This is a genomic window from Rhodobacter lacus (genome assembly GCF_042683065.1).
GTDB classification, from domain to species: Bacteria; Pseudomonadota; Alphaproteobacteria; order Rhodobacterales; family Rhodobacteraceae; genus Rhodobacter; species Rhodobacter lacus.
Genome location: NZ_JBHUIX010000013.1, coordinates 533,157 through 557,227, shown reverse-complemented (window position 1 = coordinate 557,227; position 24,071 = coordinate 533,157). Strand labels below are relative to the sequence as shown.

The window sequence follows — 24,071 nt, the reverse complement described above, 5'->3', positions numbered from 1 at the left end:
CACAGCCCGGCCTTGCCTTTCCTGCTAGCCTCGGGGCAAATGTTCCGCCAGCATGCGAGCCGGGATCGAGATGACGACAGATGTGAGAAAGCGCCGGGTGTTCTACATCCCCGGCTATGATCCGATCCACCCGCGCCGCTACCGCGAGCTTTACCGCAAGGAGGGCCAAGCGCAGGCGGCGATCTCGGGCTACAGCCTCAGCCTTGCCCCCAAGCGCGCGGGCGGCCCCTATGGCTGGCATGTGCGCTCCGAACAAGAGGGGGCGCCGGTCGAGGCCGATATCGAAGTGCTGATCTGGGCCGATATCGTGCGCGACAGCATGGATGGCTCGATCCTCGCCACTTATGGCCAGCTTGTGCGCACCGCCTGGGCGTATATCGCCTCGGGCGCGCTCTTCCGGCTGATGCGGCTGCGCAAGGGGCCGGTGATCGCCGCGCTCTACCCGATCTTCGCGCTGATCGTGCAATTGCTTGTGGCGCTCGGGCTGGGCGCCGCGGTGTTTTGGGCGCTCTCGCGCTATCTTGTCGCCGCGGTCTCGATCCTTGCCGTGCCGGTGCCGCTCCCCGCGCTCGTCACCGGCCTGTCGGCGGTGGCGGGGCTCGCCCTCGTCTGGTCAGCCTTGCGCTGGTTTCGCCGCAAGGACGGCAGGTTCTACGCCTATTACCTGATGCATGACTATGCTTTCACCGCGCGCTGGGGCGGCGCCAACCCGCCGCGGCTCGCGGCGCGGATGGCCGAATTTGGCGCCACGATCGCCACCGCCCTCACCGAGGAGTGGGACGAGGTGCTCGTTGTCGGCCACAGCTCGGGCGCGCATCTCGCCGTCTCGATCCTCGCCGATCTGATCCGCACCGGTCGCGTGCCCGCTGAGGGCCCGGCGCTTTCCTTCCTCTCGCTCGGCCATGTGGTGCCGATGGTGAGCTACCTGCCGCAGGCCAAGCGGCTACGCGGCGATCTCGCCTTTCTCGCCACGCGCAAAGAACTCGCCTGGGTCGATGTCACCGCGCCGGGAGATGGCTGCGCCTTTGCGCTGTGCGATCCGGTCCGGGTCTCGGGCGTCGGCCCGGAGGGGCAGATCCATCCGCTGGTGATCTCCGCCGCCTTCACCCAAACGCTGAGCCCGGAACGCTGGAAGGCGCTGCGCTGGCGCTTCTTTCGGCTGCATTTCCAGTATCTCTGCGCCTTCGACCGCCCGAAGGTCTACGATTATTTCCGCATCACCGCCGGCCCCAAAACGCTCAAGGCGCGCTTTGACGGGCTGAACCATGCGAAAAGCCTGATCACCACACCGGCGAACCGCTACACCTCCACCGCCTGAAGGGGGGCGCTGCCCCCCGTCCTGCGGACTCCCCCCGGGATATTTGCACAAAGTCGAAGACAGGGTGTGGGCCTTCGACTTTGTGAAAATATCCCGGGGGTGAATTGGCCAAAGGCCAAGAGGGGGCAGCGCCCCCTGCCCGGCTCACACCCCGTAGATCGCGCCGAATTTCGCATCGAGGTAATCGAGAAGCGGCCCCTCATTCGGCTCAAATCCACAGGCTTGCGCAATGGTCTCGCGGGGCGGGCGCAGGCCCCCGTGGCGTTGCAGCCGCTCGCGCAGCCATTCGGTCGCCGGGCGCGCCGAGCCTGCGGCCAGCGCGTCATCGATCCCCTCGACCTCCGAACGCATCGCCTTGTTCAGGCAGCCGGCATAAACATTGCCCAAGCTGTAGGTCGGGAAATAGCCAAAAAGCCCCACCGACCAGTGCACATCTTGCAAGAAGCCCTGCGAGGGCTGCGCCACCTTGACGCCGAAATCGGCCTCAAAGCGCGTGTTCCAGGCCTCTTCCAGATCGCCCACCTCCATCTTGCCCGCAATGAGCGCGCGTTCGAGATCGAAGCGCATCATGATATGGAGGTTGTAATGCAGCTCATCCGCCTCGGTGCGGATATGGCCCGGCGTGACCCGGTTCACGCAGGCATGGAACGTCTCGGCATCGGCCACGCCAAAATCGCCAAAGGCCTCAACCATGCGTTGATAGAGAAAGCCCGTGAACGCGCTTGAGCGGCCAAGCTGGTTTTCGTAGATCCGGCTCTGGCTCTCATGCACCCCCATCGAGACGCCACGCCCCAAAGGCGTGAAGGCGTAATCCGGGTCGATCCCCTGTTCGTAGCAGGCATGGCCCACTTCGTGAATCGTCGAATAGAGGCAGTTGAACGGATCGCTCTCGCTCACCCTTGTGGTGATGCGCACATCCCGCCCCGAGCCGGAGGTGAAGGGATGGACCGAATTGTCGAGCCGCCCGCAGGTCCAGTCATAGCCGAAGGCGGTGGCGCAGATCCGTGCGATGCGCAGTTGCGCCGCCTCGGGGAAGACATGGCCAACGGGGTCGGGCTGGCGCTCGGTGCCAAGCACCTTTTCACGCAGCGCCACAAGGCGGGGCCGCATCCGGTCGAACATCGCACCGAGTTGGCGATGCGTGGCGCCGGGCTCGTAATCATCAAGCAACGCGTCGTAAAGATCGCCCTCGCTCAGGCAGGCCGCCTCTTCGCGCTTGAGCGCCACCACCTCCGCCAAAGCGGGCAGGAAATGGGTCGGGTCTTCGGCGGCGCGCGCCTCGGCCCAGATCCCTTGCGAGAGCGAGGTGAGGCGGGCGAGTTCGGTGGCCAGCCGCGCCGGAATGCGGCTGGCGCGGTTGTAGCTGCGGCCCGCAAGGTCCAGCACGCGCGCCTCTGCCGGGCTTGTCGCCTCGGCCCGCGCGAGCCAATCCTCGATCCGGGGATCGGTGCGGCGCGCATGCAGCACCGCCTCAAGCGCCGCGATCTCTTCGGCCCGCTGCGCAGCCGCACCGCGCGGCATGATCGTTTCCTGATCCCAGCCAAGGCGCTCGGCGACATAGGCGAGCGCCTCGGTTTCGCGCAGGAAGGCGGTCAGTTCGGCATAAGCAGTCATCACGACCTCCGAATGGATTGCACGCGAGGATAGCGCGCAAGGAAGCGGGCCCGGATCACGAAGACCCAAAACAGGAGCGCAACGCCAAAATGGGTGAGCGCGAGCGGTTGCGAATCGGCGCGCAGAAGCGTGACAACGCCCAGAGCGATTTGCAGCACAAGCCAGATGAAGGCGATCAGGAAGGCCGCGCGCGTCACCCCATGCACCGAGCGGCGCGACCGGATCAAAGCGACGAGGCCAAGGAGCAGGATCAGATAGCCCACGATCCGGTGCACAAATTGCACGAGCGCGGGGTTTTCGAACGCATTGCGCCAAAGCGGCTCAAGCGTCAGCGCATCGGCGGGGAAGAAGGCGCCGCCCATCAGCGGCCAGTCCATATGCACCGCCCCCGCGCCAAGTGCCGAGGTGAGCGCGCCGATCACAAGCTGCACAAACCCCAGATGCATGAGCCCGGTGGCAAGCCCCGCAAGCCCGGCCTCGCCCTGGCGGCGGGCGGAAATAAGCTCGGCCTCGCTGCGGCCCAGAAGCGCTGCATACCAGAAGCCAAAACCCGTGATCAGGAAAGCAAGCCCCGCGCGCAGCGCGGCGAGCACCGGCGCGCCGATCGCCTCGCGCATGCCGCCAATCTGATCGGCCGCGATCTGCGCCGCCTCAGATCCCAGGGCGCGGAGCTGATCGAGGAGGGCGGGCGTCTTGCCGGGAGAACCTGCCGGGTCCGGCGCAAGGGCTTCGGGCGCCGCCGTGGGAGGGGCGGCCGGGAGCAAGGGCAGCGGCGGCAGGGCTTCGGTCGCGGGCACGACGGTCGCCGCAGCCGGCGCAACATCGCCCCGCAAAGCCTTGGCTGACATCGAGAAAACCGCAGGGTCCGAGGCGAACGCGAGAAGGCAGAAGGCGCCAAGCCCGAGGCTGCGCCCGGCCCAGCCGCGCGGAAACTTCCGGCCCATCGCAAGCCCGAGCGCGCCAAGCACCCAAACAGCGAGCATCGCCGCCCCGGTGAAGGGCGCGGCCTGCGCCACCGGCTCCGGGATCGGCAGCGTGTCAAAGCCGAGCATGAGAAGCGCGAGCACGATCAGCGACGCCATCCACAACCGCACCGCACCGCGCGCGCCCTTGGGCCGGGCGTCGATCATGCCGCCTTGCGGCTTCACCGGCATCTGCCGCGGCGTTTCCACGCCGACCTCTTCAAACAGGGCACGGTTACGGTTCTTCGCCGGTTTCATCCCCATCGGGTGCTCCTCACTTATGCGTGCGCGAGACTAGGCCCCGGGGGCGCGCTGGGCAAGAGGGCTCAAGGTAGCGGCTTTCGGGCCGCAAGGCGGCGCCACACCCCCGCCCATGCGCCATTTTTTTCCATCCAGAGCAGGGTCGCACAAGCTGCCGCGGCATAAATGCTGCGGTCTTGCGCCGCGACCGGGCCCCAGCTGCGGGGCGCGACCGGCAAGGGCGCGCGCGGCGGTTTCAAACAGCGCTCGGGCCCGGTTCCGGGCCGCAGATAGCGCGGATCGTCGGAGACAAGGACGGCAATCCCCTCATCCATCCAGATGGGCATGCGGTTGGAAACCTGCCCCCAGATGCCGAGCCGCGCATGGGTCTCGGTATGGGTCAGCTCATGGGTGAGGACCGTGGGCGTGAGCCCGCGCGGCGCAAGCCGCACCACCGACACCGCACCAAGCGAATAGGTCACTGCCGCGGCGCCGCGCCCACCGAGCCTGCGGTCGCACGCCGCGCTTGCGCAGGCCAGAATACGCAGATGCGCGCGCGCCGGGCCAAAGACCTGCGCAATGCGCCCGCGCGCCGCAGCAATCTCTGTCGCGAGCGCCCCCCGCGCGTGATCTGGCATCCCGGCCTCGACAAAGAGTGTCGTGGAGACCGGCTCGAGCCCGTAGCAGCCCGGACAGGCCGCCCCGCGCAACACCGGAAAAAACACGAAAAGCGCCACAACGCCGAGCCCCGCCCCGAGGACGAGCGCCAGAATCGCTTTGCGAAGAGCCCTGATCATAAGCCGAGGATGGGCACGCGCCCGCGCCCGCGCAAGCTCAGTCGCGCCGCCGCACAAGCTGGCGCAGCGCGCCGTGAAGGGTCTGCACATCGGCGCGGGTGAGGCCAAACCGGCTCCACATGTTGCGCAGGTTGCGCTTCATCATCGGCGCCTTGGTCTCGGGAAAGAAGAACCCCGCCGCCGCGAGCCGCTCCTCATAATGATCGCCGAGCTTTTCGATCTCGAGCGCAGTGGCGGGCTCGGCGCCGGCAAGGCCCGGATCGACCGGCGCCACATCGGCGCTTTGGCGGCCAAATTCATACGCCAGAAGCAGCACCGCCTGCGCGAGATTGAGCGAATAGAACTCAGGGTTCACCGGCACGGTGATGATCGCATTCGCGCGGATGATCTCATCGTTTTCAAGGCCGGTGCGCTCGGGGCCGAACATCACGCCCACCTTTTGCCCTGCGGCAATGCGGGCGCGCGCCTCGGTCATCGCCGCCTCGGGGGTGTAGATCGGCTTGGTCAGCTCCCGCCCCCGCGCGGTGGTGGCAAAGACAAAATCGCAATCCGCAATCGCCTCGGCTGTGGTGGCAAAGAGACCCGCATGGTCCAGCACCTGCCCCGCCGCGCCCGAGGCCATGGCCACCGCCTTCGGGTTCGGCCAACCGTCGCGCGGCGCAACAAGGCGCAAACGGTTGAGCGAGAAGTTCAGCATCGCGCGGGCCGCGCCGCCGATATTCTCGCCCATCTGGGGCCGGATCAGGATGAAAGTCGGGATATGCTCGCTCATGCCCCCCGATAGCGCCCCGCAAAGCCGCTGGCAAGGCAGGCTTGCCTGCGCTAGAAGGCGCGAAACCGAATGGAGAGCCCCATGTCCGAGGACCGCCCGCAGATCTACCTGCTCACGCCGCCGAGTTTCGATCTCGACATCTTCCCGGAGACGCTCTCGAAGGTGCTGGGCGCGCATGAGATCGCCTGCATCCGGCTTGCGCTCGCCAGCAAGGACGAAGATGCCGTGATGCGCGCCGCGGATGCGGTGCGGGTGGTGGCGCATGAGCATGATGTGGCGCTGGTGATCGAGAACCACATCGCGCTTGTTGAGCGCCATGGGCTCGACGGGGTGCATCTGAGCGACGGCGCGCGCACGGTGCGCTATGCGCGCAAGGAGCTTGGCCCGGAGGCGATCGTGGGCGCCTTTTGCGGTGCCTCGAGACATGAGGGGATGAATGCGGGCGAGGCCGGGGCAGATTATGTCTGCTTTGGCCCGGTGGGCGAGACCGGGCTGGGCTCGGGCGCGCGGCCCGAGCGCGAAATCTTTGAATGGTGGTCGGAGGTGATCGAGGTGCCGGTGGTGGCCGAGGGCGCGCTCACCGAGGAGCTCGTGCGCGCCTATGCGCCGATCACCGATTTCTTCGCCATCGGCGAGGAGATCTGGCGCGAGGAGGACCCCGCCGCCGCGCTTGGCCGGTTGATCGCGGCAATGGGCTGAGACGGGCGGGCGGATCGGATGGCAGAGTTCTGGCTTGGCGACGGCAATGGCCCGATGGGCGATGTGGGGGCGTTCATGGCCTCCGAGCTGCGCGTCGACCGCGCCGATCTCGTGGGCCATATCGGCCAGCTTGGCCCCGGCCGGGTGCTGGTGGCAATTGTCGGTGCGCCGGGGGCTGGCAAATCCCGGCTCGCGCGCGAGATCGCCGAGAGCTTGAACACCCGGCACCCCGGCAGCGCGGCCGTGCTGCCGATGGACGGCTTTCACCGCAGCAACGACTGGCTCGATGCACAGGGCCTGCGCCCCGTGAAAGGCGCGCCGGAAACATTTGATGTCGAGGCGCTTCACGCCTGCCTCGTCGCGGCCAAAACCAGCGAAGAGGATCTGCCGGTGCCAAGGTTCGACCGCGCGGCGGATGCGGTTGTCGCCGCGGGCACCACCCTCCCCGCCAGCGCGAAAGTGGTGCTTGTGGAAGGCAATTACCTGCTCCTCACCCGGCCCGGCTGGCGCGATCTGTTTCCGCTCTTTGATCTGTCAATCCGCATCGCTGTGCCGGAATCAACGCTGCGCGCGCGTCTGATGAAACGCTGGGCCGATCACCCCGAGGCCGAGGCGCGCCGCCGGGTGGAAGAGAACGACCTGCCCAACGGCAAGCTTCTGGCGCAGGAAAACCGCGCCGCCGATCTGGTGATTGTGGCAAAGTGAGCCGCCAACGCCCGTTGTAACCCGATCCCGCCCCGCAGGGGCAGACTCTGGCGCTCCCGGGCCCACGGGAGCGCGACTGCGGGTCCAGCCATGCCGTATAGCCGCCTGCCGCAGACGACACTTCGCCACATCGGAACGCGCAACGCAGCACGCCCAAAACCGATACATCTCGTTTTGATTCGAGCCTCAAACTTGTTTGGAGAATTGGCGCACCCGACAGGATTCGAACCTGTGACCCCTGCCTTCGGAGGGCAGTACTCTATCCAGCTGAGCTACGGGTGCAGCTTGCGCGGTTGATAGCGGGAAAATCCGGGGGCTGCAACCGCTCTGTGCACCCCCGGCGCGGGATTTCAACTCAGCCCAGAAGATCGTGGCACAGCTCAAGCGCGGAGACGAGCGCCTCCACCTCGGCGCGGGTGTTGTACATCGCGAAGGAAGCGCGCGCGGTGGCGCTCAGCCCGAGCGATTGCAAAAGCGGCATCGCGCAATGGCTGCCCGCGCGCACCGCAACCCCGCGCTGATCGAGAATGGTCGAAATGTCATGCGCATGCGCGGCGCCCTCGAGGGTGAAGGAGAAAATCGCCCCCTTCTCTGCTGCCATGCCCTGAATGTTGAGCCAGTTCAGACCCTTGAGGCGGTTCTCTGCATAGGCGCGCAAATCGGCCTCGTGCCGCGCGACATTCTCCATGCCGATCTGCATCAGATAGTCGAGCGCCACGCCAAGGCCGATCTGCTGCACAATGCCGGGCGTGCCCGCCTCAAACCGCATCGGCGGTTTGGCATAGCTGACCGCGTCGCGGGTGACGGTGTCGATCATGTCGCCACCACCGATGAAGGGGCGCATCTGCGCCATCCGCTCGCGCGTGATATAGATCGCGCCCGAGCCGCTCGGCCCGTAAAGCTTGTGGCCGGTGATGGCGTAAAAATCGCAGCCGATGTCTTTCACATCGACGGGGCCATGCACCGAGCCTTGCGAGCCATCAACCAGCACCGGCACGCCCTTCTCGCGTGCGCCGGCGCAAATGGTTTTCACATCAACCAGCGTGCCCAGCACGTTCGACATATGGGTGATGGCAACCAGCTTGGTGCGCGGCCCGATCGCCTCCAGCACCTTTTCGGCGGGCAGGCTGCCGTCGGGCTCGATCTCGACCCATTTCAGCACCACGCCCTGCCGCTCGCGCAAAAAGTGCCAGGGCACGATATTGGCGTGATGCTCCATGATCGAAAGAACGATCTCGTCGCCCGGCTCCAGGCGCGGCGCGGCCCAGGCATAGGAGACGAGGTTGATCCCCTCGGTCGAGCCCGTCGTGAACACGATCTCATGCTCGTCGGGCGCGTTGAGGAACCTGGCCACGGTTGACCGCACCCCCTCGTAGCGCTCGGTCGAAATATTCGAGAGCGTGTGCAAGCCCCTGTGCACATTGGCATAATCTTCGCGATACATCTGATCCATCGCCTCGATCACGCACAGCGGCTTTTGCGCCGAGGCGCCGTTGTCGAGATAGACCAGCGGTTTGCCATGCACCTGCCGCGACAGGATCGGGAAATCGGCGCGGATCTTTTCGACATCGAACATCATCAAGCCCTTTCAGCTTTCCGCCATGAATGGCGGGGTGATCCCCAGCCCGAGGATCAGCGCGCCCAGCAGCAATGCCGAGCCAAAGAACACCATCAGAACGCCCGCACCGGTCAGGAACAGGTTTTCAAAACCATGAAGCGTGGCGGTGAAGCGCACCAGAAGCCACATCATCAGCGCAAAAAGCGCAAGCGTGAGCACCACCGACACCAGCGGAAACAGCACCATCAGGAGAAGCTGCAAGATCTGCCCGCCCACCATCACCGCCTCGATCCAGACCACGAGGCTCAGCGCATCGCCAAAACGCCCGGTGCCACCGAACTGACGCCCGAACAGGGTCATTGCGAAAGCGGCATAGACGAGCAGCGCCCCCTGCACGAGGCCGAGCTTCACCGGCGAGGCGACGGGGCCGAGATCTGTCCCGGTCATGAAGGAAAACAGCAGTTCCGCAAAGGCGCCGAGCGCCGCGCCTGTTGCGACAACGGCGCCAAGCGCCAGCCAGCGCGCCTGTGCGCTGTCGAGAAGCGTTGTAACCCGGAACGCGGCCGCATTCGGATCGCTCAGCGTGAGCCGCAGCAGCGACAGATACAGCGCAAGGCTCATGGGCGGGCCTCGGGAGCGTCAAATTGCGTGACCTTCAGCCCGAACCCCCAAAACAGCAGGAAGACGAGAAAGACGATACCGCCGATCACATTGGCCTGCAGCCCCGGTCCGATCAGGCCAAGCACCAGCCCTTGCAGCAGCATCAGCGGCGAGACCGCCAAAAGCGCCCAGAAAAGCGCGAGCCGGCTGCCGTAATTGTCGCCCCGCCCGCGGACCACCCGCAGCCCCTGCCCCACGAGCCAGGCAAGGAGATAAATGAAGGGCGTGACGGCGGCGAGCGCCATCGCCGTGCCCAAAAGCAGGCCGGGCAGTGGCACATCGGGCACCTCGAACGCCTGTCGCGCAAGCCGCGGCCATTGGCCGACGAAGATCACCACAAGCGCCGAAAACAGCAGCGTGAACAGCCGCGGCTCAGAGCGGCTGCGCGCCAGATGCGCGCGCACCACCTGCCCCGGTTTTCGGTAAGAACGCCAGATATCGTCGACGGCGGCCATTGTGGCTCCTCAGCTGCGGTGCCGCGCCAGCCAATCTTCCAGCCGCGCGACGATTTCCTCTTTCAGCGCCGCGTCTTCGATCTCCTCGATCGCATCGGCGAGGAAGCTCAGAACCAGCAGGCCCTTTGCCTCATCCTCCGGCACGCCGCGTGACCGCAAGTAAAACAGCGCCGTCTCGTCAATGGCGCCGGTGGTGGAGCCATGCGAGCATTTCACGTCGTCGGCATAGATCTCAAGCTCGGGCTTGGCAAGAAACTGGCTCGCGTCATCAAGCAGAAGCGATTGGCTGATCTGGTAGCCATCGGTTTTCTGCGCGCCGGGCTTGACGAGGATCTTGCCCTGAAACGTGCCGATTGCCCCGCCCTTGAGCACTTTCTTGAACACCTGACGGCTCTCGCCGCGCAAGGCATCATGGGTGACAAACACGGTATCATCGTGGTGGAAGGCGCCGTCGCGTCCATCGCCAAGCGCCGCCCCCGCGACATGGGCCACCGCATCATCGCCCAGCATCTCGATAAAGACCTCGTTGCGGGTCAGCACGCCGTTGAAGGTGAGCGTAAAGCTCTTGAACAGCGCCTCTGCCGCGACGCGTGCAAAGATATGGGTGACTGCGCGGCGCTCCTGATCGGGGCCCTGAATGCGGATGTGGTGGAAGCGCGCGCCCTTGGCAACTTCGACTTCCATCGCCTTGTTGAACCGCGCCCCCGCCGGGCCGGTTTCCAGAAGCGTGAGCTCCGCCCCGTCCTCAAGCTTGATCAGGTGGTGCAGGATCGGGTCAGACGTCTCTGATTTATGCACATAAATCAGGTTGATCGGCTTTGCCGCCGCCGCCGTGACGCGGATCAAGAGCCCGTCCGTCGCCCGCGCGGTATTGAGCGCGGCAAAGGGGCGCTTCACCGGCACCTGCCCCGCGGCCTCAAGCGTGCCGTAAAGCCCCGCGGCCCAGCCCGGCGCCGCCTCGGCCAGACGCGCGATCTCCACGCCCGCCAAGCTCAGATCATCCGAGGCTTGCGCGTCAAAAACACCATCGACGAACACCACTTTCAGCCGGTCGAGCGTGTCAAAAAGCGGCGCCTCGGCCTCGCCCGCCTGTGCCGGTTTCGGCTCGGGCGCGTTGAGCGCGGCGGGATCGGTCCAGCGCCAGTATTCATCGCGCCGTCCGGGAAGGCCCATCGCGCCAAGCCGCTCGGCGGCCGCCTGCCGTTCCGGGGCGAAGCCCGGCCCTGCCGTCAGAGCATCCGCCATCACTTCGCCTCCGTCAGCCCATGCGCCGCGAGGATATCGGCATAGCCGTTGTTCTCGACCTCAAGCGCCAGCTCCGGCCCGCCGGTCTGCAAGATCTGGCCATCGGCCATGATATGCACGACATCGGGTTTGATGTGATCCAGAAGCCGCTGGTAGTGGGTGATCACGAGGAAAGAGCGCTCGGGCGAGCGCAGCGCGTTCACGCCATCCGAGACAAGCCGCATCGCATCGACATCAAGCCCGGAATCGGTCTCGTCGAGAATGCACATCTTCGGCTCAAGCATCGCCATCTGAAGGATCTCGTTGCGCTTTTTCTCGCCGCCCGAGAAGCCCACATTGACCGGGCGCTTGAGCATGTCAGCGTCGATCTTCAGCGTTTTCGCTTTTTCACGCACCAGCTTGAGGAATTCGCCCGCCGAAAGCTCCTCTTCGCCGCGCGCCTTCCGTTGCGCATTGAGCGCGGTGCGCAGGAAGGTCATGTTGCCCACGCCCGGAATCTCGACCGGATACTGGAAGGCAAGGAACAGGCCCGCGGCGGCGCGCTCTTCGGGCTCCATCTCAAGGAGTTCCTTGCCGTCGAGCTTGGCCGAACCCTCCGTCACCTCATAGCCGTCGCGGCCCGAAAGCACATAGCTCATGGTGGATTTGCCCGAGCCGTTCGGCCCCATGATCGCATGCACCTTGCCCGTTTCGACCGTCAGGTTCAGCCCTTTGAGGATCACCTTGTCCTCATCTTGGAGTTTGACGTGCAGGTTCTTGATTTCAAGCATTTTTTCGTCCTTGGGTCGGCGGTGCGAAAGACCGGGCGGGAAAGGTTTGGAAGGCGCGGCAGGGCTCAGCCCACCGAGCCCTCAAGCGAGATGGCCACGAGCGATTGCGCCTCCATGGCAAATTCCATCGGCAGCGCCTGCAACACGTCGCGGCAGAAACCGTTGACGACCAGCGCCACCGCCTCCTCCTCGCCCACGCCGCGGGCACGGCAGTAAAACAGTTGATCGTCATCGACCTTGGAGGTGGTCGCCTCGTGCTCGACGCGGGAAGAATTGTTCTTCACCTCGATGTAAGGCACGGTATGGGCGCCGCATTTGTCGCCAATCAGCAGGCTGTCGCATTGCGTGTAATTGCGCGAGTTCTTGGCGCGCGGGTGCATGCTGACAAGGCCGCGATAGGTGTTTTGCGCCTGCCCCGCCGAGATGCCTTTCGACACGATGCGCGAGCGGGTGTTCTTGCCCAGATGCACCATTTTGGTGCCGGTGTCGGCCTGCTGGAAGTTGTTGGCGATGGCGATCGAGTAGAACTCGCCCGAGCTTTCGTCGCCGCGCAGGATGCAGGAGGGGTATTTCCAGGTGATCGCGGAGCCGGTTTCCACCTGCGTCCACATCACCTTGGCGCGGGCCTCGCGGCAATCGGCGCGTTTGGTGACAAAGTTGTAGATCCCGCCCTTGCCCTCTTCGTCGCCGGGGAACCAGTTCTGCACCGTGGAATATTTCACCTCGGCATCTTCCAGAACGACGATTTCCACAACGGCGGCATGAAGCTGCGCGGTGTCGCGCTTGGGCGCGGTGCAGCCTTCAAGGTAGCTCACATAGGCGCCCCGGTCGCACACAATCAGCGTGCGCTCGAACTGCCCGGTGTTTTCGGCATTGATGCGGAAATAGGTGGACAGCTCCATCGGGCAGCGCGTGCCCGGCGGCACATAGACAAAGGAGCCATCCGAGAACACGGCAGAGTTCAGCGTGGCAAAGTAATTGTCCGTCTGCGGCACGACCGAGCCGAGGTATTTTTTCACCAGCTCCGGGTGTTCCTTGATCGCTTCCGAGATCGAGCAGAAAATCACCCCGGCTTCGGCAAGCTTCGCCTTGAAGGTGGTGCCGACCGAGACCGAATCGAACACCGCATCCACCGCAACCTGACGCTCTTCGAGGTTGATGTTCTCGGCCCCCTCAACGCCCGCAAGGATCATCTGCTCTTTCAGCGGAATGCCGAGTTTTTCGTAGGTTGCCAAAAGCTTCGGGTCCACCTCGTCGAGCGACTTCGGCTTTTCCACCATGCTTTTCGGGCGCGCATAATAGTAGAGATCCTGATAGTCGATCTTCGGCAGATCGAGGAGCGCCCAATCCGGCTCCGTCATCCCGACCCAGCGTTCATAGGCCTGAAGACGCCAGTCCAGCATCCATTCGGGCTCGTCGTTCTTTTTCGAAATCAGCCGCACGATCTCTTCGGAGATGCCCTTGGGGGCATATTCCATCTCGATCTCGGTCTCCCACCCGTATTTGTAGGAGCCCATGTTCTGCACCGTCTCGACCGTTTCGCGGTCCACGCCCTCGCGGATGTCAGCTTCCTGCGTCACCATCGTTCCTTTCCGCGTTCCTCCGCGTCAATGCCTTGCGCGGTGCTTTTGAAAGGCGGCGCGCCATGCCTCGGCAAAGCGCAGCACCTCGTCCCGTGTCACTCCCGGCCCCAGCGATACCCGGATCGACGAACCGGCCTCGTCTTCTGACCAGCCCATCGCGGCAAGCACGCGGCTGGCGCGCACCTTGCCCGAAGAGCAGGCCGAGCCCGCCGAAATTGCAAAGCCGGCAAGGTCCATCCGCATCACCTGCGTCTCCCCTTTCCAGCCCGGCGCAATCACCGAAAGCGTGTTGGGCAAGACCTCCAGCGGCCCCTCCCCCGTCGCTTCACAGTCTAGCGGCGTCTCCCTGCCCGGAAAATAGACTTCTTTCGTCGGGATTTCCAGAGCCTCTTTTAGAATATTTCTAACTTGGGCAACCTCTTCCCAGATCCCCGCCGCCAGATCACGCGCCGCAGCCTCTGCCGCAGCGCCAAAACCAGCGATTCCGATAAGGTTTTCAGTGCCGGCGCGCCGCCCCATCTCTTGCCCGCCGCCCTTCAGCAGCGCCGCAATTTCCGTGCCACGCCGGACCACCAGCGCCCCGACCCCCTTGGGCCCGCCCAATTTATGAGCGGAAATAAAACCGCAAGTCACGCCCAGCCAGTTGAAGGCAAAGGGGAACTTGCCAAAAGCCTGGGTCAGGTCCGCAGCCCAGAGCCCCTCGGGAAGGCGCTGAATCACCCCGGTCTCGGAATTGGCAAGCTGGAGCGTGGCGCGCGCAGGCTCGGGCACCAAAACCCGCCCCCAGCCATCAACCGCCAGAGAGCTCTCGCACCAAGCGGAGACGGCATCATGCTCGATCGCCCCACAAACGATGCCGCGCCCCGAAAGCGCCAAGGCCGCCGCCTCGGTCGCCCCGGAGGTAAAGATGATATCCGCCCCCTCCGCGCCAAGCGCCGCCGCAATCTGCGCGCGCGCGCGCTCGATCATCGCCTTCGCCGCCCGCCCCTCGGCATGAACAGACGAGGGGTTGCCCCAAAGCTCCATCGCCTCGGCCATCGCCGCCTTTGCCTCCGGGCGCAGCGGCGTTGTGGCGTTCCAGTCGAGATAAAGGCGTTTCATGTCATGCGGGCCGATCTGCAGAGGGGTTTGCCCTTTCATCCGGGAAAATCAGCCCGGTTTCAACCGCAGCCCCTCAGTCGTCGACGACCGAGAACAGGCTTGGCACCGCCGGGCAGGGTTTGAGCGTGTTCTTGACCACATCTTCAAGCGTGGTCTGATGCAAAAACACGAACACCTGCGCCGAGAGGCTCTCCCAAAGCCGGTTGGCGAGCGATTGCGCGCGCGAGCCCGAAACGCCGCCCGAGGCGCCCGCGCCCACATGCAGCGCCGAAACGGTCTCGTCCACGGCCTCGAAAATATCGGAGATGCGGATCTCGGCAGGCTCCCGCGCCAGCTTGTAGCCGCCCCCCGGACCGCGCACCGAGGCCACAAGCCCCGCGCGCCGCAGCCGCACAAAGAGCTGTTCGAGATAGGGCAAAGAAATGTCTTGCCGCTTCGAGATCTCGGCAAGCGAGGTCATCTGCGCGGGGCCGACCGTCGCAAGGTCAACCAGCGCGACCATCGCATAACGCCCCTTCGTCGAAAGCTTCATCTGTTCCTCCCGGCAGTCTGCTCCGGCCCCCTCGGTTTTCGCGCCACACTCGCCTTTGCATCCAGAACGAGAGTGGGCGAAGCATTGACGCCGCGCCCCGGGCCGCTTAACTCGGGAGAATCCGAAACCCCGGCATCGTGCCGGACCGTTTTCGTCCTAGGGGCTCGGCGCGGGAGCGTCAAGTTTGCGCACAGCCGCAGCCCCCAAGCAAAACGGCGAAGCCGAGCGAGCGAGCATGCCCGAAGTTATTTTTCCTGGTCCCGAAGGCCGCCTTGAAGGCCGTTATCATCCCCAACCCGCCCCCGATGCGCCGATCGCGATCTTTTTGCATCCTGATCCGCAATATGGCGGCACCATGAACAACCGGGTCGTTTACAACCTGCATTACGCCTTCCACAAACTTGGTTTCACCGTGCTGCGGTTCAACTTCCGCGGCGTGGGGCGCAGCCAGGGCGAATATGATCAGGGCATCGGCGAGCTGTCCGATGCCGCCTCCGCGCTCGATTACCTGCAGGCGATGAACCCGAACTCCAAGCATTGCTGGGTTGCGGGCTTTTCCTTTGGCGCCTGGATCGGCATGCAGCTTCTGATGCGCCGCCCCGAAATCACCGGCTTCATCTCGGTCGCGCCGCCCGCGAACATGTATGACTTCTCGTTCCTCGCGCCCTGCCCCTCCTCGGGGCTGATCATCAACGGCACCGCCGACCGGATCGCCCCGCCGAAGGATACGCAAGCGCTGGTGGCCAAGCTGCGTGAGCAGAAAGGGATCACCATCACGCATGAGGAGATCGAAGGCGCAGATCACTTCTTCAAGGATGAAGAAGCGCATATGAAGCCGATGATCGACACGGTGCAATCTTACGTGAAGCGCCGCCTGACCGAGGGCTCGCGCTGATGGCGCTGCTCGACGATCTCGCCGAAGCGCTCGCCGCCGATGTGATGGCGGCGCAGCGCGAGCTTGGCGAGAAAGGCGAGCGGCTTTTCATGGAGGTGGGAAACTATATCGGCACCTCCTCCCCCTCGCTGCAGGAGGCGTTCATGACCGCGTGCCGGCTGCACATGGCCGCCGACCGTGGCCGGGCATTCTTCGAAACCCGCGTGAAGGCGCTCAAGGGCGAATGACCGAACGGCTCGCAGCACAATTCGCCTTTCTGGCCGAGGTCGAAAAGCTGAAATCGGTGACACGGGCCACACCGATCCACGATGCCTCCCGCCCCGAAAACTCGGCCGAGCACAGCTGGACCTTGGCGCTTTATGCGCTTGTGCTCGCCGATCAGGCCGCGCCCGGCGTTGATGTGCTGCGCGCGGTGAAGATGCTCCTGATCCACGACATTGTCGAAATCGATGTCGGAGACGTGCCGATCCATCTGGCAAATGGCACGGCGCATGGCTCCGCCGAGATCCAGGCCGCCGAGCTTGCCGCTGCACGGCGGATTTTTGGCCTTCTGCCCAAGGACATGGCGGACGAGTTTCAAGCGCTCTGGGAAGAGTTCGAGGCCAATGAGACGCCGACGGCCATTTACGCCAAATCGCTCGACCGCACCCAGCCGGTGCTGTTGAACGAACACGCGGGCGGCGGCTCCTGGGTCGATTACGATGTGCAGTGGGAGGAACTCGAAACCCGCGTCGGCACCAAGATCGCGCGCGGCCTGCCCGGTGTATGGGACTGGGTGCAGGCCCGCGTCCGCCCCTGGTTTGATAGGAGACCGAATCGCGGGTCAAAACCAGGTAAGCTACTGAAATAAAATTAAATTTACAAAACACTACGCCCACCCGCCTCGATATGTAAGAAAATCTAACATATCAACTATTTGGTGAATACGCCCCATCGGAAATCCATTCTTATTTTAAAAAATATATACTTATCAATTGGTTGAACTTCGCGAGACAACTTTCCGCAATGCAGAAACTCCTCTACAATTTAGGAGCGTTATATCTGCATGACGCTTCCACTCATAGACAAAGGAGCTGCCAACATGACGAGTACCGAACCTATTGAAAATGCGCGTCAACGTCGATGTGACAGAAGCCAAACAATCGTCTCGCGAGATGCGCTAACTTATCCGCCGCATGAACTGTTAGTGAAAATCCGTGGCTTTGAGTTTCGCGCCTCTTTCCGAGCTCTGTTCTTCGTAGGAGCGACACTGACTGTATTGGCTGCGATTTCCCTTTGGAATGCGCCAATCTTTTCAGAAGCAAAAGCTAAGATCTTTTCGAATTAACCCACGTTAACTAGCGCCCGGGAACGGGCGCTTTTTCTGTATACAACCGCATACAAGGCTAGCCAAGCCCCCCGGAACGGGGTAAAAGACGGCCAACGAGTCACCAACCGTGAGGCCCCCATGACCAAGATCAAGGTAGACAATCCCATCGTCGAGATGGACGGCGACGAGATGACCCGGATCATCTGGGATTTCATCAAGAAAAAACTGATCCTGCCCTATCTTGATGTCGATCTGCTCTACTACGATCTCGGCATCGAGGAGCGTGACCGCACCAACGACCAGATCACCATCGATTCCGCGCTGAAGACCAAAGAGGTCGGCGTGGCGGTGAAATGCGCCACCATCACCCCCGATGAAGCGCGGGTGCAGGAATTCAACCTCAAGCAGATGTGGAAATCGCCGAACGGCACGATCCGCAACATTCTGGGCGGCGTGATCTTCCGCGAGCCGATCATCTGCAAGAACGTGCCGCGCCTCGTGCCGGGCTGGACCCAGCCGATCGTGGTGGGCCGTCACGCCTTTGGCGACCAGTATCGCGCCACCGATTTCCGCTTCCCCGGCAAGGGCAAACTCACGCTCAAATTCGTCGGCGAAGACGGCGAGGTGATCGAGCGCGAGGTGTTTGACGCGCCCGGTTCGGGCGTCGTCATGGGGATGTACAACCTCGACCAGTCGATCATCGACTTCGCGCGGTCCTCGATGAACTATGGCCTCATGAAGGGCTGGCCGGTTTACCTCTCCACCAAGAACACCATCCTCAAGGCCTATGACGGCCGCTTCAAGGATCTGTTCCAGAAGGTCTATGAGGAAGAGTTTGAGGCCGAGTTCAAGAAGGCGGGCATCCATTACGAGCACCGGCTGATCGACGACATGGTGGCTTCGGCGCTGAAATGGTCGGGCGGCTATATCTGGGCCTGCAAGAACTACGATGGCGACGTGCAATCCGATACCGTGGCGCAGGGCTTTGGCTCGCTTGGCCTGATGACCTCGGTGCTGATGACGCCCGATGGCAAGACCGTCGAGGCCGAGGCCGCGCATGGCACCGTGACGCGCCACTACCGCCAGCATCAGGCGGGCAAGGAAACCTCGACCAACTCGATCGCCTCGATCTTTGCCTGGACCGGCGGCCTCAAGCACCGCGCCAAACTCGACGGCAACGCGCAGCTGGCGAAATTTGCCACCACGCTCGAAAAGGTCTGCGTGCAGACGGTGGAAGATGGCTTCATGACAAAAGACCTCGCGCTGCTCGTCGGCCCCGATCAGAAATGGCTCACCACGATGGGCTATCTCGAAAAGGTGGACGAATATCTCGGCAAGGCGCTGGCCGGCTGAGGCCAAACCAGATTTCGCAAAGGGCCGGGTTTTCCCGGCCCTTTTCATTTGCTTGCGGGCCAAACGTCACCAGCCGAAATGGCTCCAGTGCGGCATCGGCGGCGAGTGGCCCCGCGGCGGCAGGCCGATGTCGCGCCGCATGTGATCATCAAGTTCGGCAAAGGTTTTGGCGAGCGGGCGGCGTGCCCGCGGCGCCATCAGCGCGCCAAGTGCCGCCAAGACCACGCGCCGCGCGCCATGCAGCGCAATCAGGGTTTCCAGATGAAGATGGAGCGAAAGCTCCGGGTCGTCGGTCCGTGTCATGGGTTTTCCGGTGCGAGACCGGCCTCTGGTTGAGATGAAAAAGACCGGACCCGGCCAAAGCCATGCGCAGCAAGCGCGAGAAAGAGAGAGATCCGGTCGAAGGTCAGACGTGGTGCGTGGGACGCACCGGGGTTCGCAGGGGTCAGGCGTGCGTGCGCTGGCCTGCAGGCGCGGTATGATATGCGCCGCGATAGGCGGAATAGCCCGCGCCCGAGAACCCACCGGTTCGGAGAGTGGTCGTAACGTTGGTCATGATCCGCCCTCCTTGTCTGAAATTGCCGGATGCGGGCAGAATGCACGCCCGCGCGAGTCGAACCAGAAAAATAAGCTGCCGCAGACACGCAGAACATGTGCCGTGGCCGAAGCGCAACAGCGGGCCTTTGCCCCCTCTTGCCCCTTTGCCAAGCGCATGCCAGAAGCGCGGCATGATGACGCCCGAGCCCCCTCCCGCCCCCCGCCACAGCCCGCTTGACGACGGGCAGGGCCTTGTTGCCGGCACCATGCTGGCCGCGCTTTCCGTTGTGTTCCTGCATGGCGCGGGGCTCTTTACCGGGCAGATCGCCGGGCTCTCGCTTGTGGTGAGCTACATCACCGGCTGGCGCTTCGGCGCGGTGTTCTTTTGCCTCAACCTGCCCTTTTACTGGCTCGCCTTCCGCCGCATGGGGCTGCGCTTCACGCTGAAAACCTTCATCGCCATCGCGCTGATGTCGGGCTTTTCGCTCATCGCCCCGCATCTGATCGACTTCTCGCGCCTCAATGTCGCCGCCGCGGCGGTGCTGTCGGGCGTGATCTCCGGCGCGGGGCTTTTGATGCTCTTTCGCCATGGGGCGAGCCTTGGCGGCGTCGGCATCGTCGCGCTTTATCTGCAAGACAAAACCGGTTTCAAGGCAGGCAAGACGCAGGTGATCTTTGATTGCGGCGTGTTCCTTTTTGCCGCTTTCGTGCTGCCGTTTGACAAGGTGCTCTGGTCGCTTCTGGGGGCGATGGTGCTCAACGCGATCATCCTGATCAACCACCGCCGCGACCGTTACGTGGCATCATGACGCAGGCGCATGGCTGCCATGCAGCCATGGCAATGGACGGCGACCCTTTCTAACCCCATGATTAGGTCATGAATGCTGACATTCCGCCCCCCCGCCGCTACACCCTCTTCGAAGACCTCCAGGGTCTCGTGATCGCCTCGGCGCAGGCGGCGCTTGGCATCCATCTGCTGCGCGCCGCCGGGCTCGTGACAGGCGGCACGGCGGGCATGGCGCTGATCCTCTCCTATGCGACCGGGCTCAACTTCTCGGCGCTCTTCTTCGGGCTCAACATCCCGTTTTACGCGCTCGCCTGGTGGGCACGGGGGCCGATCTTCTGCTTCAAGTCGCTCGCCACCGTCACCCTTGTCTCGGTGATGGCAGAGGCGCTCAAACCCTTCGTCGTGCTGCAGTCCATCCATCCGGCCGCGGCGGCGCTTTTGTTTGGCGCTTCCGCCGGGGTCGGGCTTCTGGGGCTCTTTCGCCATTCGGGCTCGCTTGGCGGCGTTTCGATCGTCGCCTTGATCTTGCAAGACAAACTCGGCTGGCGCGCGGGTTATGTGCAAATCGCCCATGACCTTTGCCTGTTTGCGATTGCGCTCTGGCTCTTGCCGCTCGACCGCGTGGGCTGGTCCCTGCTCGGCGCCCTGGTGCTCAACTTCGTGATCGCCTTCAACCACCGCCGCGACTGGTATATCGTGTCGTGATGAAAACCTATCTGCTCCTTCTGATCGCGGTCATGTTCGAGACCTTCGGCTCCACCTGCCTGCAGGCCTCGCAGCAATTTACCCGGTTCTGGCCGACGATGGGGGTGATCGCGGGCTTCGGCGCCGCCTTCTGGTTCTTCACGCTGGTGCTGAAAACCCTGCCCTTGGGCATCACCTATGCGCTCTGGTCGGGCATCGGCATCGTGCTGATCACGCTCTCGGGCTGGCTGATCTTTCATCAGCGCCTCGACGCCCCTGCCCTGTTCGGCATCGCCCTGATCATCGCGGGGATTGCTGTCATCAACCTGTTTTCATCCGCAGGGCATCCGTAACGCGCTTATTGCTGGCCAAGCGAGCGCTTTTCCCGTATGCGGCACCCAAATCTCGAACAGGCGGACCTCATGGACATTCGCAATATTGCGATCATCGCACACGTTGACCACGGCAAGACCACACTTGTCGACAAACTCCTGAGCCAGTCTGGCTCCTTCCGGGAAAATCAGGCTGTCGCCGAACGGGCGATGGACAGCAACGATATCGAGCGCGAACGCGGCATCACCATTTTGGCCAAATGCACCTCGGTCGAATGGAAGGGCACGCGGATCAACATCGTTGACACCCCCGGCCACGCCGATTTCGGCGGCGAGGTGGAGCGGATCCTGTCGATGGTCGATGGCGTGTGCCTTCTTGTCGACGCTGCCGAAGGGCCGATGCCGCAAACGAAATTCGTCACCTCGAAGGCGCTGGCGCTCGGTCTCAAGCCGATCGTGGTTCTCAACAAGGTCGACAAGCCCGCCGCCGAGCCCGACCGGGCGCTCAACGAAGTGTTCGACCTTTTCGCCAACCTCGGCGCAAGCGACGAGCAGCTCGACTTTCCCCATGTCTATGCCTCCGGCATCGGCGGCTGGGCCGACCGGGAACTGGACGGCCCGCGTCAGGATCTCTCCGCGCTCTTCGATCTGATCCTTGAGCATGTCGAGCCGCCCAAGCAGGAATTCCGCGTCGACGAGCCGTTCCAGATGCTCGCCACCACGCTCTCGGCCGACCCGTTCATTGGCCGCATCCTGACCGGCCGGGTCGAGGCGGGCCGCCTCAAGGTCGGCGACAGCCTCAAGGCGCTCTCGCGCACCGGCGAGCGGATCGAGCAGTTCCGCTGCACCAAGATCCTCGCCTTCCGCGGCCTGACGCAACAGCCGATCGACGTGGCCGAGGCGGGCGACATCGTCACCATCGCCGGCATGACCAAGGCGACCGTGGCCGATACGCTTTGCGCGCTCGAGATCGACACGCCGATCCCGGCGCAGCCGATTGACCCGCCGACGATCTCGGTCACTTTCGGCATCAACGACAGCCCGCTTGCAGGGCGGGACGGCACCAAGGTGCAAAGCCGCGTCATCCGTGAGCGGCTGATGAAAGAGGCCGAGGTGAACGTCGCGATCCGGGTGGAAGATACGCCCGGCGGCGAGGCCTTTGTCGTCTCTGGTCGCGGCGAACTTCAGATGGGCGTGCTGATCGAGAACATGCGCCGCGAGGGGTTCGAGCTTTCGATCTCGCGCCCGCGCGTGATCTTCCGCGAAGAGAATGGCGAGCGGCTCGAACCGATCGAAGAAGTGATCGTCGATGTCGATGACGAATATTCCGGCGCGGTGATCGAGAAGCTGACCGGGCCGCGCAAGGGCGACCTTGTGGAAATGCGCCCGGCGGGCCACGGCAAGACCCGGATCGTGGCCCATGTGCCCTCGCGCGGCCTGATCGGCTATCAGGGCGAGTTCATGACCGACACCCGCGGCAATGGCGTGCTCAACCGCATCTTCCACGGCTGGACGCCCTACAAGGGCCCGATTCAGGGCCGCCGCCAGGGCGTGCTGATCTCGATGGAGAACGGCGTTTCGGTCGCCTATGCGCTGTGGAACCTCGAAGAGCGCGGCAAGCTCTTCATCGGCGCGCAGGAGCAGATCTACGAGGGCATGATCATCGGCGAGCATTCGCGCGACAACGACCTCGAGGTGAACCCGCTCAAGGGCAAGAAGCTGACCAACGTCCGCGCCTCGGGCACGGATGAAGCGGTGCGGCTCACCCCGCCGGTGCGGATGAGCCTTGAAGAGGCGATCGCCTATATCGACGATGATGAACTCGTTGAAGTCACGCCGAAAATCGTGCGGCTGCGCAAGCGGCTCCTGGACCCGCATGAGCGCAAACGCGCCGCGCGTTCGGAAGGCTGATACGGAAGAAGGGGGGCGCTGCCCCCCTCTTTTGTGCGTGTCGCACAAAATTCACCCCTCGGGATATTTATGGCAAGATGAAGCGCTGTTTTCATCTTGCCGCAAATATCCCGGGGGTGCGGGGGCAGCGCCCCCGCGACTGCTACCGGAAGAGCACGAGCGCGCCGGGCGACCAGGCCACGCGGGTTCGGGTGCCGACATCGAGCACCGGGCGGCCGAAAACGTTGCGCATCGAGATCCGCACCGGGGTTTCCACCCCGTCGAGCTTGACGTCGTAATAGGTCATGTCGCCGTAATAGACGACCTCGTCGATCACGCCTGGGGCCTCGCGTTCGCTCGCCACCTGCCCCTCGTAAAGGATCGTCAGCGTTTCGGGGCGGAAGCCCACCGCGGGCGCCTCGCCCGTGGGCTTGGCCTGCGCCTGATCATCGGTCACATCGACCGCACCGAGGCCCGCGACCTCAAGCTGCACATGGCCCCCGCCCTCGCCCAGCACCGTCGCGGGCAGGAAGTTCATCACACCGATGAAATCGGCAACGCGGCGGGAGGCCGGGCGGCGGTAGAGCGTTTCGGGATCGGCAAGCTGGGCGATCTCGCCTTCGAACATCACCGCGATCCGGTCCGACATCACCAGCGCCTCTTCCTGATCATGGGTGACCAGAACGAAGGTGATCCCCACCTCGCGCTGCAGCTTGATCAGCTCGACCTGCATCTGCTCGCGGATCTTTTTGTCGAGCGCGGAGAGCGGCTCGTCGAGGAGCAGCACCTTGGGCTTGAGGATCAGCGCACGCGCGAGCGCCACGCGCTGCCGCTGCCCGCCCGAGAGCGCATGGGCCGCGCGCGCGCCATAGCCCTTCAACCCGACCATCTCGAGCGCTTCCTCGACCGCGCGCGCCTTCTCGGCGGCCGGGCGCGGATCGCGGCGCAGCCCGAAGCCGACATTTTCCGCCACCGTCAGATGCGGAAAAATCGCATAGCTCTGAAACACCATATTGGTGGGCCGCTTGTTCGGCGCCACATCCGACATGTCACGCCCGTCGATCAGCACCGCCCCCGAGGAGATGTCTTCAAACCCGGCGATGGTGCGCAACAGCGTGGTCTTGCCGCAGCCCGACGGCCCCAGAAGCGAGAAGAACTCGCCCTCGCGGATCGTGGCCGTAATGCCGCGCAGCGCGTGGTAATCGCCGTAATATTTTTGCACAGAGGCAAATTCGATCATCTTGCGGCGGCTTTCGAGCGGCACCCGCGCGGT

26 protein-coding genes and 1 tRNA gene are annotated in these 24,071 nt (G+C 64.0%); 12 read left to right on the top strand and 15 right to left on the bottom strand.

Features of this window, described 5'->3' with window-relative positions; genetic code table 11:
- The first annotated feature begins 70 nt into the window (after positions 1-70).
- Positions 71-1,318 (top strand): hypothetical protein, encoded by a 1,248-nt coding sequence (locus ACFSM0_RS14750; protein WP_377391936.1) that lies wholly within the window; start codon positions 71-73, stop codon positions 1,316-1,318.
- 144 nt (positions 1,319-1,462) lie between these two features.
- Here the strand turns inward: ACFSM0_RS14750 and ACFSM0_RS14745 are convergent, their stop codons facing one another.
- The 4 genes from ACFSM0_RS14745 to ACFSM0_RS14730 form a co-directional block, all read right to left on the bottom strand.
- Positions 1,463-2,932 carry a carboxypeptidase M32 gene (locus ACFSM0_RS14745; protein ID WP_377391933.1) on the bottom strand — a complete coding sequence of 490 codons (1,470 nt, stop codon included), beginning with the start codon at positions 2,930-2,932 and terminating at the stop codon, positions 1,463-1,465.
- Positions 2,932-4,158 (bottom strand): COX15/CtaA family protein, encoded by a 1,227-nt coding sequence (locus ACFSM0_RS14740; RefSeq protein WP_377391930.1) that lies wholly within the window; start codon positions 4,156-4,158, stop codon positions 2,932-2,934. The genes ACFSM0_RS14745 and ACFSM0_RS14740 overlap by 1 nt, the downstream gene beginning before the upstream one ends.
- Positions 4,159-4,220: 62 nt before the next feature.
- On the bottom strand, positions 4,221-4,931 hold the full coding sequence (locus ACFSM0_RS14735; RefSeq protein ID WP_377391927.1) for a hypothetical protein: 711 nt from the start codon (positions 4,929-4,931) through the stop codon (positions 4,221-4,223).
- A gap of 37 nt (positions 4,932-4,968) precedes the next feature.
- Positions 4,969-5,703, bottom strand: coding sequence for an RNA methyltransferase (locus tag ACFSM0_RS14730; RefSeq protein ID WP_377391924.1), 735 nt, complete (start codon positions 5,701-5,703; stop codon positions 4,969-4,971).
- A gap of 81 nt (positions 5,704-5,784) precedes the next feature.
- On the opposite strand from ACFSM0_RS14730, the gene ACFSM0_RS14725 reads away from it, so the two are divergent.
- Together ACFSM0_RS14725 and ACFSM0_RS14720 are read left to right on the top strand one after the other, a co-directional pair.
- The gene (locus tag ACFSM0_RS14725; RefSeq protein WP_377391921.1) at positions 5,785-6,402 is read left to right on the top strand and encodes a thiamine phosphate synthase; all 618 of its coding nucleotides are present in this window, start codon (positions 5,785-5,787) and stop codon (positions 6,400-6,402) included.
- An 18-nt stretch (positions 6,403-6,420) separates the two neighbouring features.
- Complete coding sequence (locus tag ACFSM0_RS14720; RefSeq protein ID WP_377391918.1) at positions 6,421-7,107, top strand: nucleoside/nucleotide kinase family protein; 687 nt, start codon at positions 6,421-6,423, stop codon at positions 7,105-7,107.
- 205 nt (positions 7,108-7,312) lie between these two features.
- On the opposite strand, the gene ACFSM0_RS14715 is transcribed toward ACFSM0_RS14720, so the two are convergent.
- The 9 genes from ACFSM0_RS14715 to iscR all read right to left on the bottom strand — a co-directional run bounded on the left by ACFSM0_RS14715 (position 7,313) and on the right by iscR (position 15,011).
- Positions 7,313-7,389, bottom strand: a tRNA-Arg gene (locus tag ACFSM0_RS14715).
- Between the two features lie 73 nt (positions 7,390-7,462).
- The gene (locus tag ACFSM0_RS14710) at positions 7,463-8,683 is read right to left on the bottom strand and encodes a cysteine desulfurase (RefSeq protein ID WP_377392506.1); all 1,221 of its coding nucleotides are present in this window, start codon (positions 8,681-8,683) and stop codon (positions 7,463-7,465) included.
- 12 nt (positions 8,684-8,695) lie between these two features.
- A complete protein-coding gene (locus ACFSM0_RS14705; protein WP_377391915.1) occupies positions 8,696-9,286 on the bottom strand; it encodes a YIP1 family protein in 591 nt (196 codons plus the stop codon).
- Positions 9,283-9,780 (bottom strand): YIP1 family protein, encoded by a 498-nt coding sequence (locus tag ACFSM0_RS14700; protein WP_377391912.1) that lies wholly within the window; start codon positions 9,778-9,780, stop codon positions 9,283-9,285. Before ACFSM0_RS14700 ends, ACFSM0_RS14705 begins: the two co-directional genes overlap by 4 nt.
- Before the next feature lie 9 nt (positions 9,781-9,789).
- Entirely contained in the window at positions 9,790-11,025 is a 1,236-nt protein-coding gene (locus ACFSM0_RS14695) for a SufB/SufD family protein (RefSeq protein WP_377391910.1), read from the bottom strand.
- Positions 11,025-11,795 carry a Fe-S cluster assembly ATPase SufC gene (sufC, locus tag ACFSM0_RS14690; protein ID WP_377391907.1) on the bottom strand — a complete coding sequence of 257 codons (771 nt, stop codon included), beginning with the start codon at positions 11,793-11,795 and terminating at the stop codon, positions 11,025-11,027. Before sufC ends, ACFSM0_RS14695 begins: the two co-directional genes overlap by 1 nt.
- A gap of 65 nt (positions 11,796-11,860) precedes the next feature.
- Positions 11,861-13,378: a Fe-S cluster assembly protein SufB gene (gene sufB / locus ACFSM0_RS14685; RefSeq protein WP_377391904.1), complete on the bottom strand. Its 1,518-nt coding sequence runs from the start codon at positions 13,376-13,378 to the stop codon at positions 11,861-11,863.
- Positions 13,379-13,402: 24 nt separating this feature from the next.
- A complete protein-coding gene (locus tag ACFSM0_RS14680; protein WP_377392503.1) occupies positions 13,403-14,479 on the bottom strand; it encodes a cysteine desulfurase family protein in 1,077 nt (358 codons plus the stop codon).
- Positions 14,480-14,552: 73 nt separating this feature from the next.
- The gene (gene iscR / locus ACFSM0_RS14675; protein ID WP_377391901.1) at positions 14,553-15,011 is read right to left on the bottom strand and encodes a Fe-S cluster assembly transcriptional regulator IscR; all 459 of its coding nucleotides are present in this window, start codon (positions 15,009-15,011) and stop codon (positions 14,553-14,555) included.
- Positions 15,012-15,246: 235 nt separating this feature from the next.
- On the opposite strand from iscR, the gene ACFSM0_RS14670 reads away from it, so the two are divergent.
- The 5 genes from ACFSM0_RS14670 to ACFSM0_RS14650 all read left to right on the top strand — a co-directional run bounded on the left by ACFSM0_RS14670 (position 15,247) and on the right by ACFSM0_RS14650 (position 18,568).
- A complete protein-coding gene (locus tag ACFSM0_RS14670; RefSeq protein ID WP_377391898.1) occupies positions 15,247-15,906 on the top strand; it encodes an alpha/beta hydrolase in 660 nt (219 codons plus the stop codon).
- Positions 15,906-16,133: a hypothetical protein gene (locus ACFSM0_RS14665; RefSeq protein WP_377391895.1), complete on the top strand. Its 228-nt coding sequence runs from the start codon at positions 15,906-15,908 to the stop codon at positions 16,131-16,133. Before ACFSM0_RS14670 ends, ACFSM0_RS14665 begins: the two co-directional genes overlap by 1 nt.
- Positions 16,130-16,756, top strand: coding sequence for an HD domain-containing protein (locus tag ACFSM0_RS14660; RefSeq protein ID WP_377391891.1), 627 nt, complete (start codon positions 16,130-16,132; stop codon positions 16,754-16,756). The genes ACFSM0_RS14665 and ACFSM0_RS14660 overlap by 4 nt, the downstream gene beginning before the upstream one ends.
- 231 nt (positions 16,757-16,987) lie before the next feature.
- Positions 16,988-17,233 (top strand): hypothetical protein, encoded by a 246-nt coding sequence (locus ACFSM0_RS14655; RefSeq protein ID WP_377391888.1) that lies wholly within the window; start codon positions 16,988-16,990, stop codon positions 17,231-17,233.
- 120 nt (positions 17,234-17,353) lie between these two features.
- Positions 17,354-18,568 (top strand): NADP-dependent isocitrate dehydrogenase, encoded by a 1,215-nt coding sequence (locus ACFSM0_RS14650; RefSeq protein ID WP_377391885.1) that lies wholly within the window; start codon positions 17,354-17,356, stop codon positions 18,566-18,568.
- Between the two features lie 66 nt (positions 18,569-18,634).
- Here ACFSM0_RS14650 and ACFSM0_RS14645 read toward each other — a convergent pair whose 3' ends face one another.
- On the bottom strand, positions 18,635-18,871 hold the full coding sequence (locus ACFSM0_RS14645; RefSeq protein ID WP_377391882.1) for a hypothetical protein: 237 nt from the start codon (positions 18,869-18,871) through the stop codon (positions 18,635-18,637).
- 425 nt (positions 18,872-19,296) lie between these two features.
- Here ACFSM0_RS14645 and ACFSM0_RS14640 point away from each other — a divergent pair, with 425 nt between their 5' ends.
- The 4 genes from ACFSM0_RS14640 to typA all read left to right on the top strand — a co-directional run bounded on the left by ACFSM0_RS14640 (position 19,297) and on the right by typA (position 22,819).
- Entirely contained in the window at positions 19,297-19,914 is a 618-nt protein-coding gene (locus tag ACFSM0_RS14640; RefSeq protein WP_377391879.1) for a YitT family protein, read from the top strand.
- Positions 19,915-19,982: 68 nt separating this feature from the next.
- The gene (locus ACFSM0_RS14635) at positions 19,983-20,597 is read left to right on the top strand and encodes a YitT family protein (protein WP_377391876.1); all 615 of its coding nucleotides are present in this window, start codon (positions 19,983-19,985) and stop codon (positions 20,595-20,597) included.
- Complete coding sequence (locus tag ACFSM0_RS14630; RefSeq protein ID WP_377391873.1) at positions 20,597-20,929, top strand: DMT family transporter; 333 nt, start codon at positions 20,597-20,599, stop codon at positions 20,927-20,929. The genes ACFSM0_RS14635 and ACFSM0_RS14630 overlap by 1 nt, the downstream gene beginning before the upstream one ends.
- Positions 20,930-20,998: 69 nt before the next feature.
- Complete coding sequence (gene typA, locus ACFSM0_RS14625; RefSeq protein WP_377391870.1) at positions 20,999-22,819, top strand: translational GTPase TypA; 1,821 nt, start codon at positions 20,999-21,001, stop codon at positions 22,817-22,819.
- Between the two features lie 142 nt (positions 22,820-22,961).
- On the opposite strand, the gene ACFSM0_RS14620 is transcribed toward typA, so the two are convergent.
- Complete coding sequence (locus ACFSM0_RS14620) at positions 22,962-24,038, bottom strand: ABC transporter ATP-binding protein (RefSeq protein ID WP_377392500.1); 1,077 nt, start codon at positions 24,036-24,038, stop codon at positions 22,962-22,964.
- Between the last annotated feature and the right edge of the window lie 33 nt (positions 24,039-24,071).

What these genes read in the sequence shown, in the direction of transcription:
- ACFSM0_RS14650 (WP_377391885.1), top strand. Translation starts at nt 17,354, where the DNA reads ATGACCAAGATCAAGGTAGACAATCCCATCGTCGAGATGGACGGCGAC.
- ACFSM0_RS14620 (WP_377392500.1), bottom strand. Translation starts at nt 24,038, where the DNA reads ATGATCGAATTTGCCTCTGTGCAAAAATATTACGGCGATTACCACGCG.
- ACFSM0_RS14645 (WP_377391882.1), bottom strand. Translation starts at nt 18,871, where the DNA reads ATGACACGGACCGACGACCCGGAGCTTTCGCTCCATCTTCATCTGGAA.
- ACFSM0_RS14730 (WP_377391924.1), bottom strand. Translation starts at nt 5,703, where the DNA reads ATGAGCGAGCATATCCCGACTTTCATCCTGATCCGGCCCCAGATGGGC.
- ACFSM0_RS14670 (WP_377391898.1), top strand. Translation starts at nt 15,247, where the DNA reads ATGCCCGAAGTTATTTTTCCTGGTCCCGAAGGCCGCCTTGAAGGCCGT.
- ACFSM0_RS14750 (WP_377391936.1), top strand. Translation starts at nt 71, where the DNA reads ATGACGACAGATGTGAGAAAGCGCCGGGTGTTCTACATCCCCGGCTAT.
- typA (WP_377391870.1), top strand. Translation starts at nt 20,999, where the DNA reads ATGGACATTCGCAATATTGCGATCATCGCACACGTTGACCACGGCAAG.
- sufC (WP_377391907.1), bottom strand. Translation starts at nt 11,795, where the DNA reads ATGCTTGAAATCAAGAACCTGCACGTCAAACTCCAAGATGAGGACAAG.
- ACFSM0_RS14735 (WP_377391927.1), bottom strand. Translation starts at nt 4,931, where the DNA reads ATGATCAGGGCTCTTCGCAAAGCGATTCTGGCGCTCGTCCTCGGGGCG.
- ACFSM0_RS14740 (WP_377391930.1), bottom strand. Translation starts at nt 4,158, where the DNA reads ATGGGGATGAAACCGGCGAAGAACCGTAACCGTGCCCTGTTTGAAGAG.
- ACFSM0_RS14665 (WP_377391895.1), top strand. Translation starts at nt 15,906, where the DNA reads ATGGCGCTGCTCGACGATCTCGCCGAAGCGCTCGCCGCCGATGTGATG.
- ACFSM0_RS14700 (WP_377391912.1), bottom strand. Translation starts at nt 9,780, where the DNA reads ATGGCCGCCGTCGACGATATCTGGCGTTCTTACCGAAAACCGGGGCAG.
- ACFSM0_RS14640 (WP_377391879.1), top strand. Translation starts at nt 19,297, where the DNA reads ATGATGACGCCCGAGCCCCCTCCCGCCCCCCGCCACAGCCCGCTTGAC.
- ACFSM0_RS14745 (WP_377391933.1), bottom strand. Translation starts at nt 2,932, where the DNA reads ATGACTGCTTATGCCGAACTGACCGCCTTCCTGCGCGAAACCGAGGCG.
- ACFSM0_RS14655 (WP_377391888.1), top strand. Translation starts at nt 16,988, where the DNA reads ATGACGAGTACCGAACCTATTGAAAATGCGCGTCAACGTCGATGTGAC.
- ACFSM0_RS14725 (WP_377391921.1), top strand. Translation starts at nt 5,785, where the DNA reads ATGTCCGAGGACCGCCCGCAGATCTACCTGCTCACGCCGCCGAGTTTC.
- ACFSM0_RS14720 (WP_377391918.1), top strand. Translation starts at nt 6,421, where the DNA reads ATGGCAGAGTTCTGGCTTGGCGACGGCAATGGCCCGATGGGCGATGTG.
- iscR (WP_377391901.1), bottom strand. Translation starts at nt 15,011, where the DNA reads ATGAAGCTTTCGACGAAGGGGCGTTATGCGATGGTCGCGCTGGTTGAC.
- ACFSM0_RS14710 (WP_377392506.1), bottom strand. Translation starts at nt 8,683, where the DNA reads ATGTTCGATGTCGAAAAGATCCGCGCCGATTTCCCGATCCTGTCGCGG.
- ACFSM0_RS14660 (WP_377391891.1), top strand. Translation starts at nt 16,130, where the DNA reads ATGACCGAACGGCTCGCAGCACAATTCGCCTTTCTGGCCGAGGTCGAA.
- ACFSM0_RS14705 (WP_377391915.1), bottom strand. Translation starts at nt 9,286, where the DNA reads ATGAGCCTTGCGCTGTATCTGTCGCTGCTGCGGCTCACGCTGAGCGAT.
- ACFSM0_RS14695 (WP_377391910.1), bottom strand. Translation starts at nt 11,025, where the DNA reads ATGGCGGATGCTCTGACGGCAGGGCCGGGCTTCGCCCCGGAACGGCAG.
- ACFSM0_RS14630 (WP_377391873.1), top strand. Translation starts at nt 20,597, where the DNA reads ATGAAAACCTATCTGCTCCTTCTGATCGCGGTCATGTTCGAGACCTTC.
- sufB (WP_377391904.1), bottom strand. Translation starts at nt 13,378, where the DNA reads ATGGTGACGCAGGAAGCTGACATCCGCGAGGGCGTGGACCGCGAAACG.
- ACFSM0_RS14680 (WP_377392503.1), bottom strand. Translation starts at nt 14,479, where the DNA reads ATGAAACGCCTTTATCTCGACTGGAACGCCACAACGCCGCTGCGCCCG.
- ACFSM0_RS14635 (WP_377391876.1), top strand. Translation starts at nt 19,983, where the DNA reads ATGAATGCTGACATTCCGCCCCCCCGCCGCTACACCCTCTTCGAAGAC.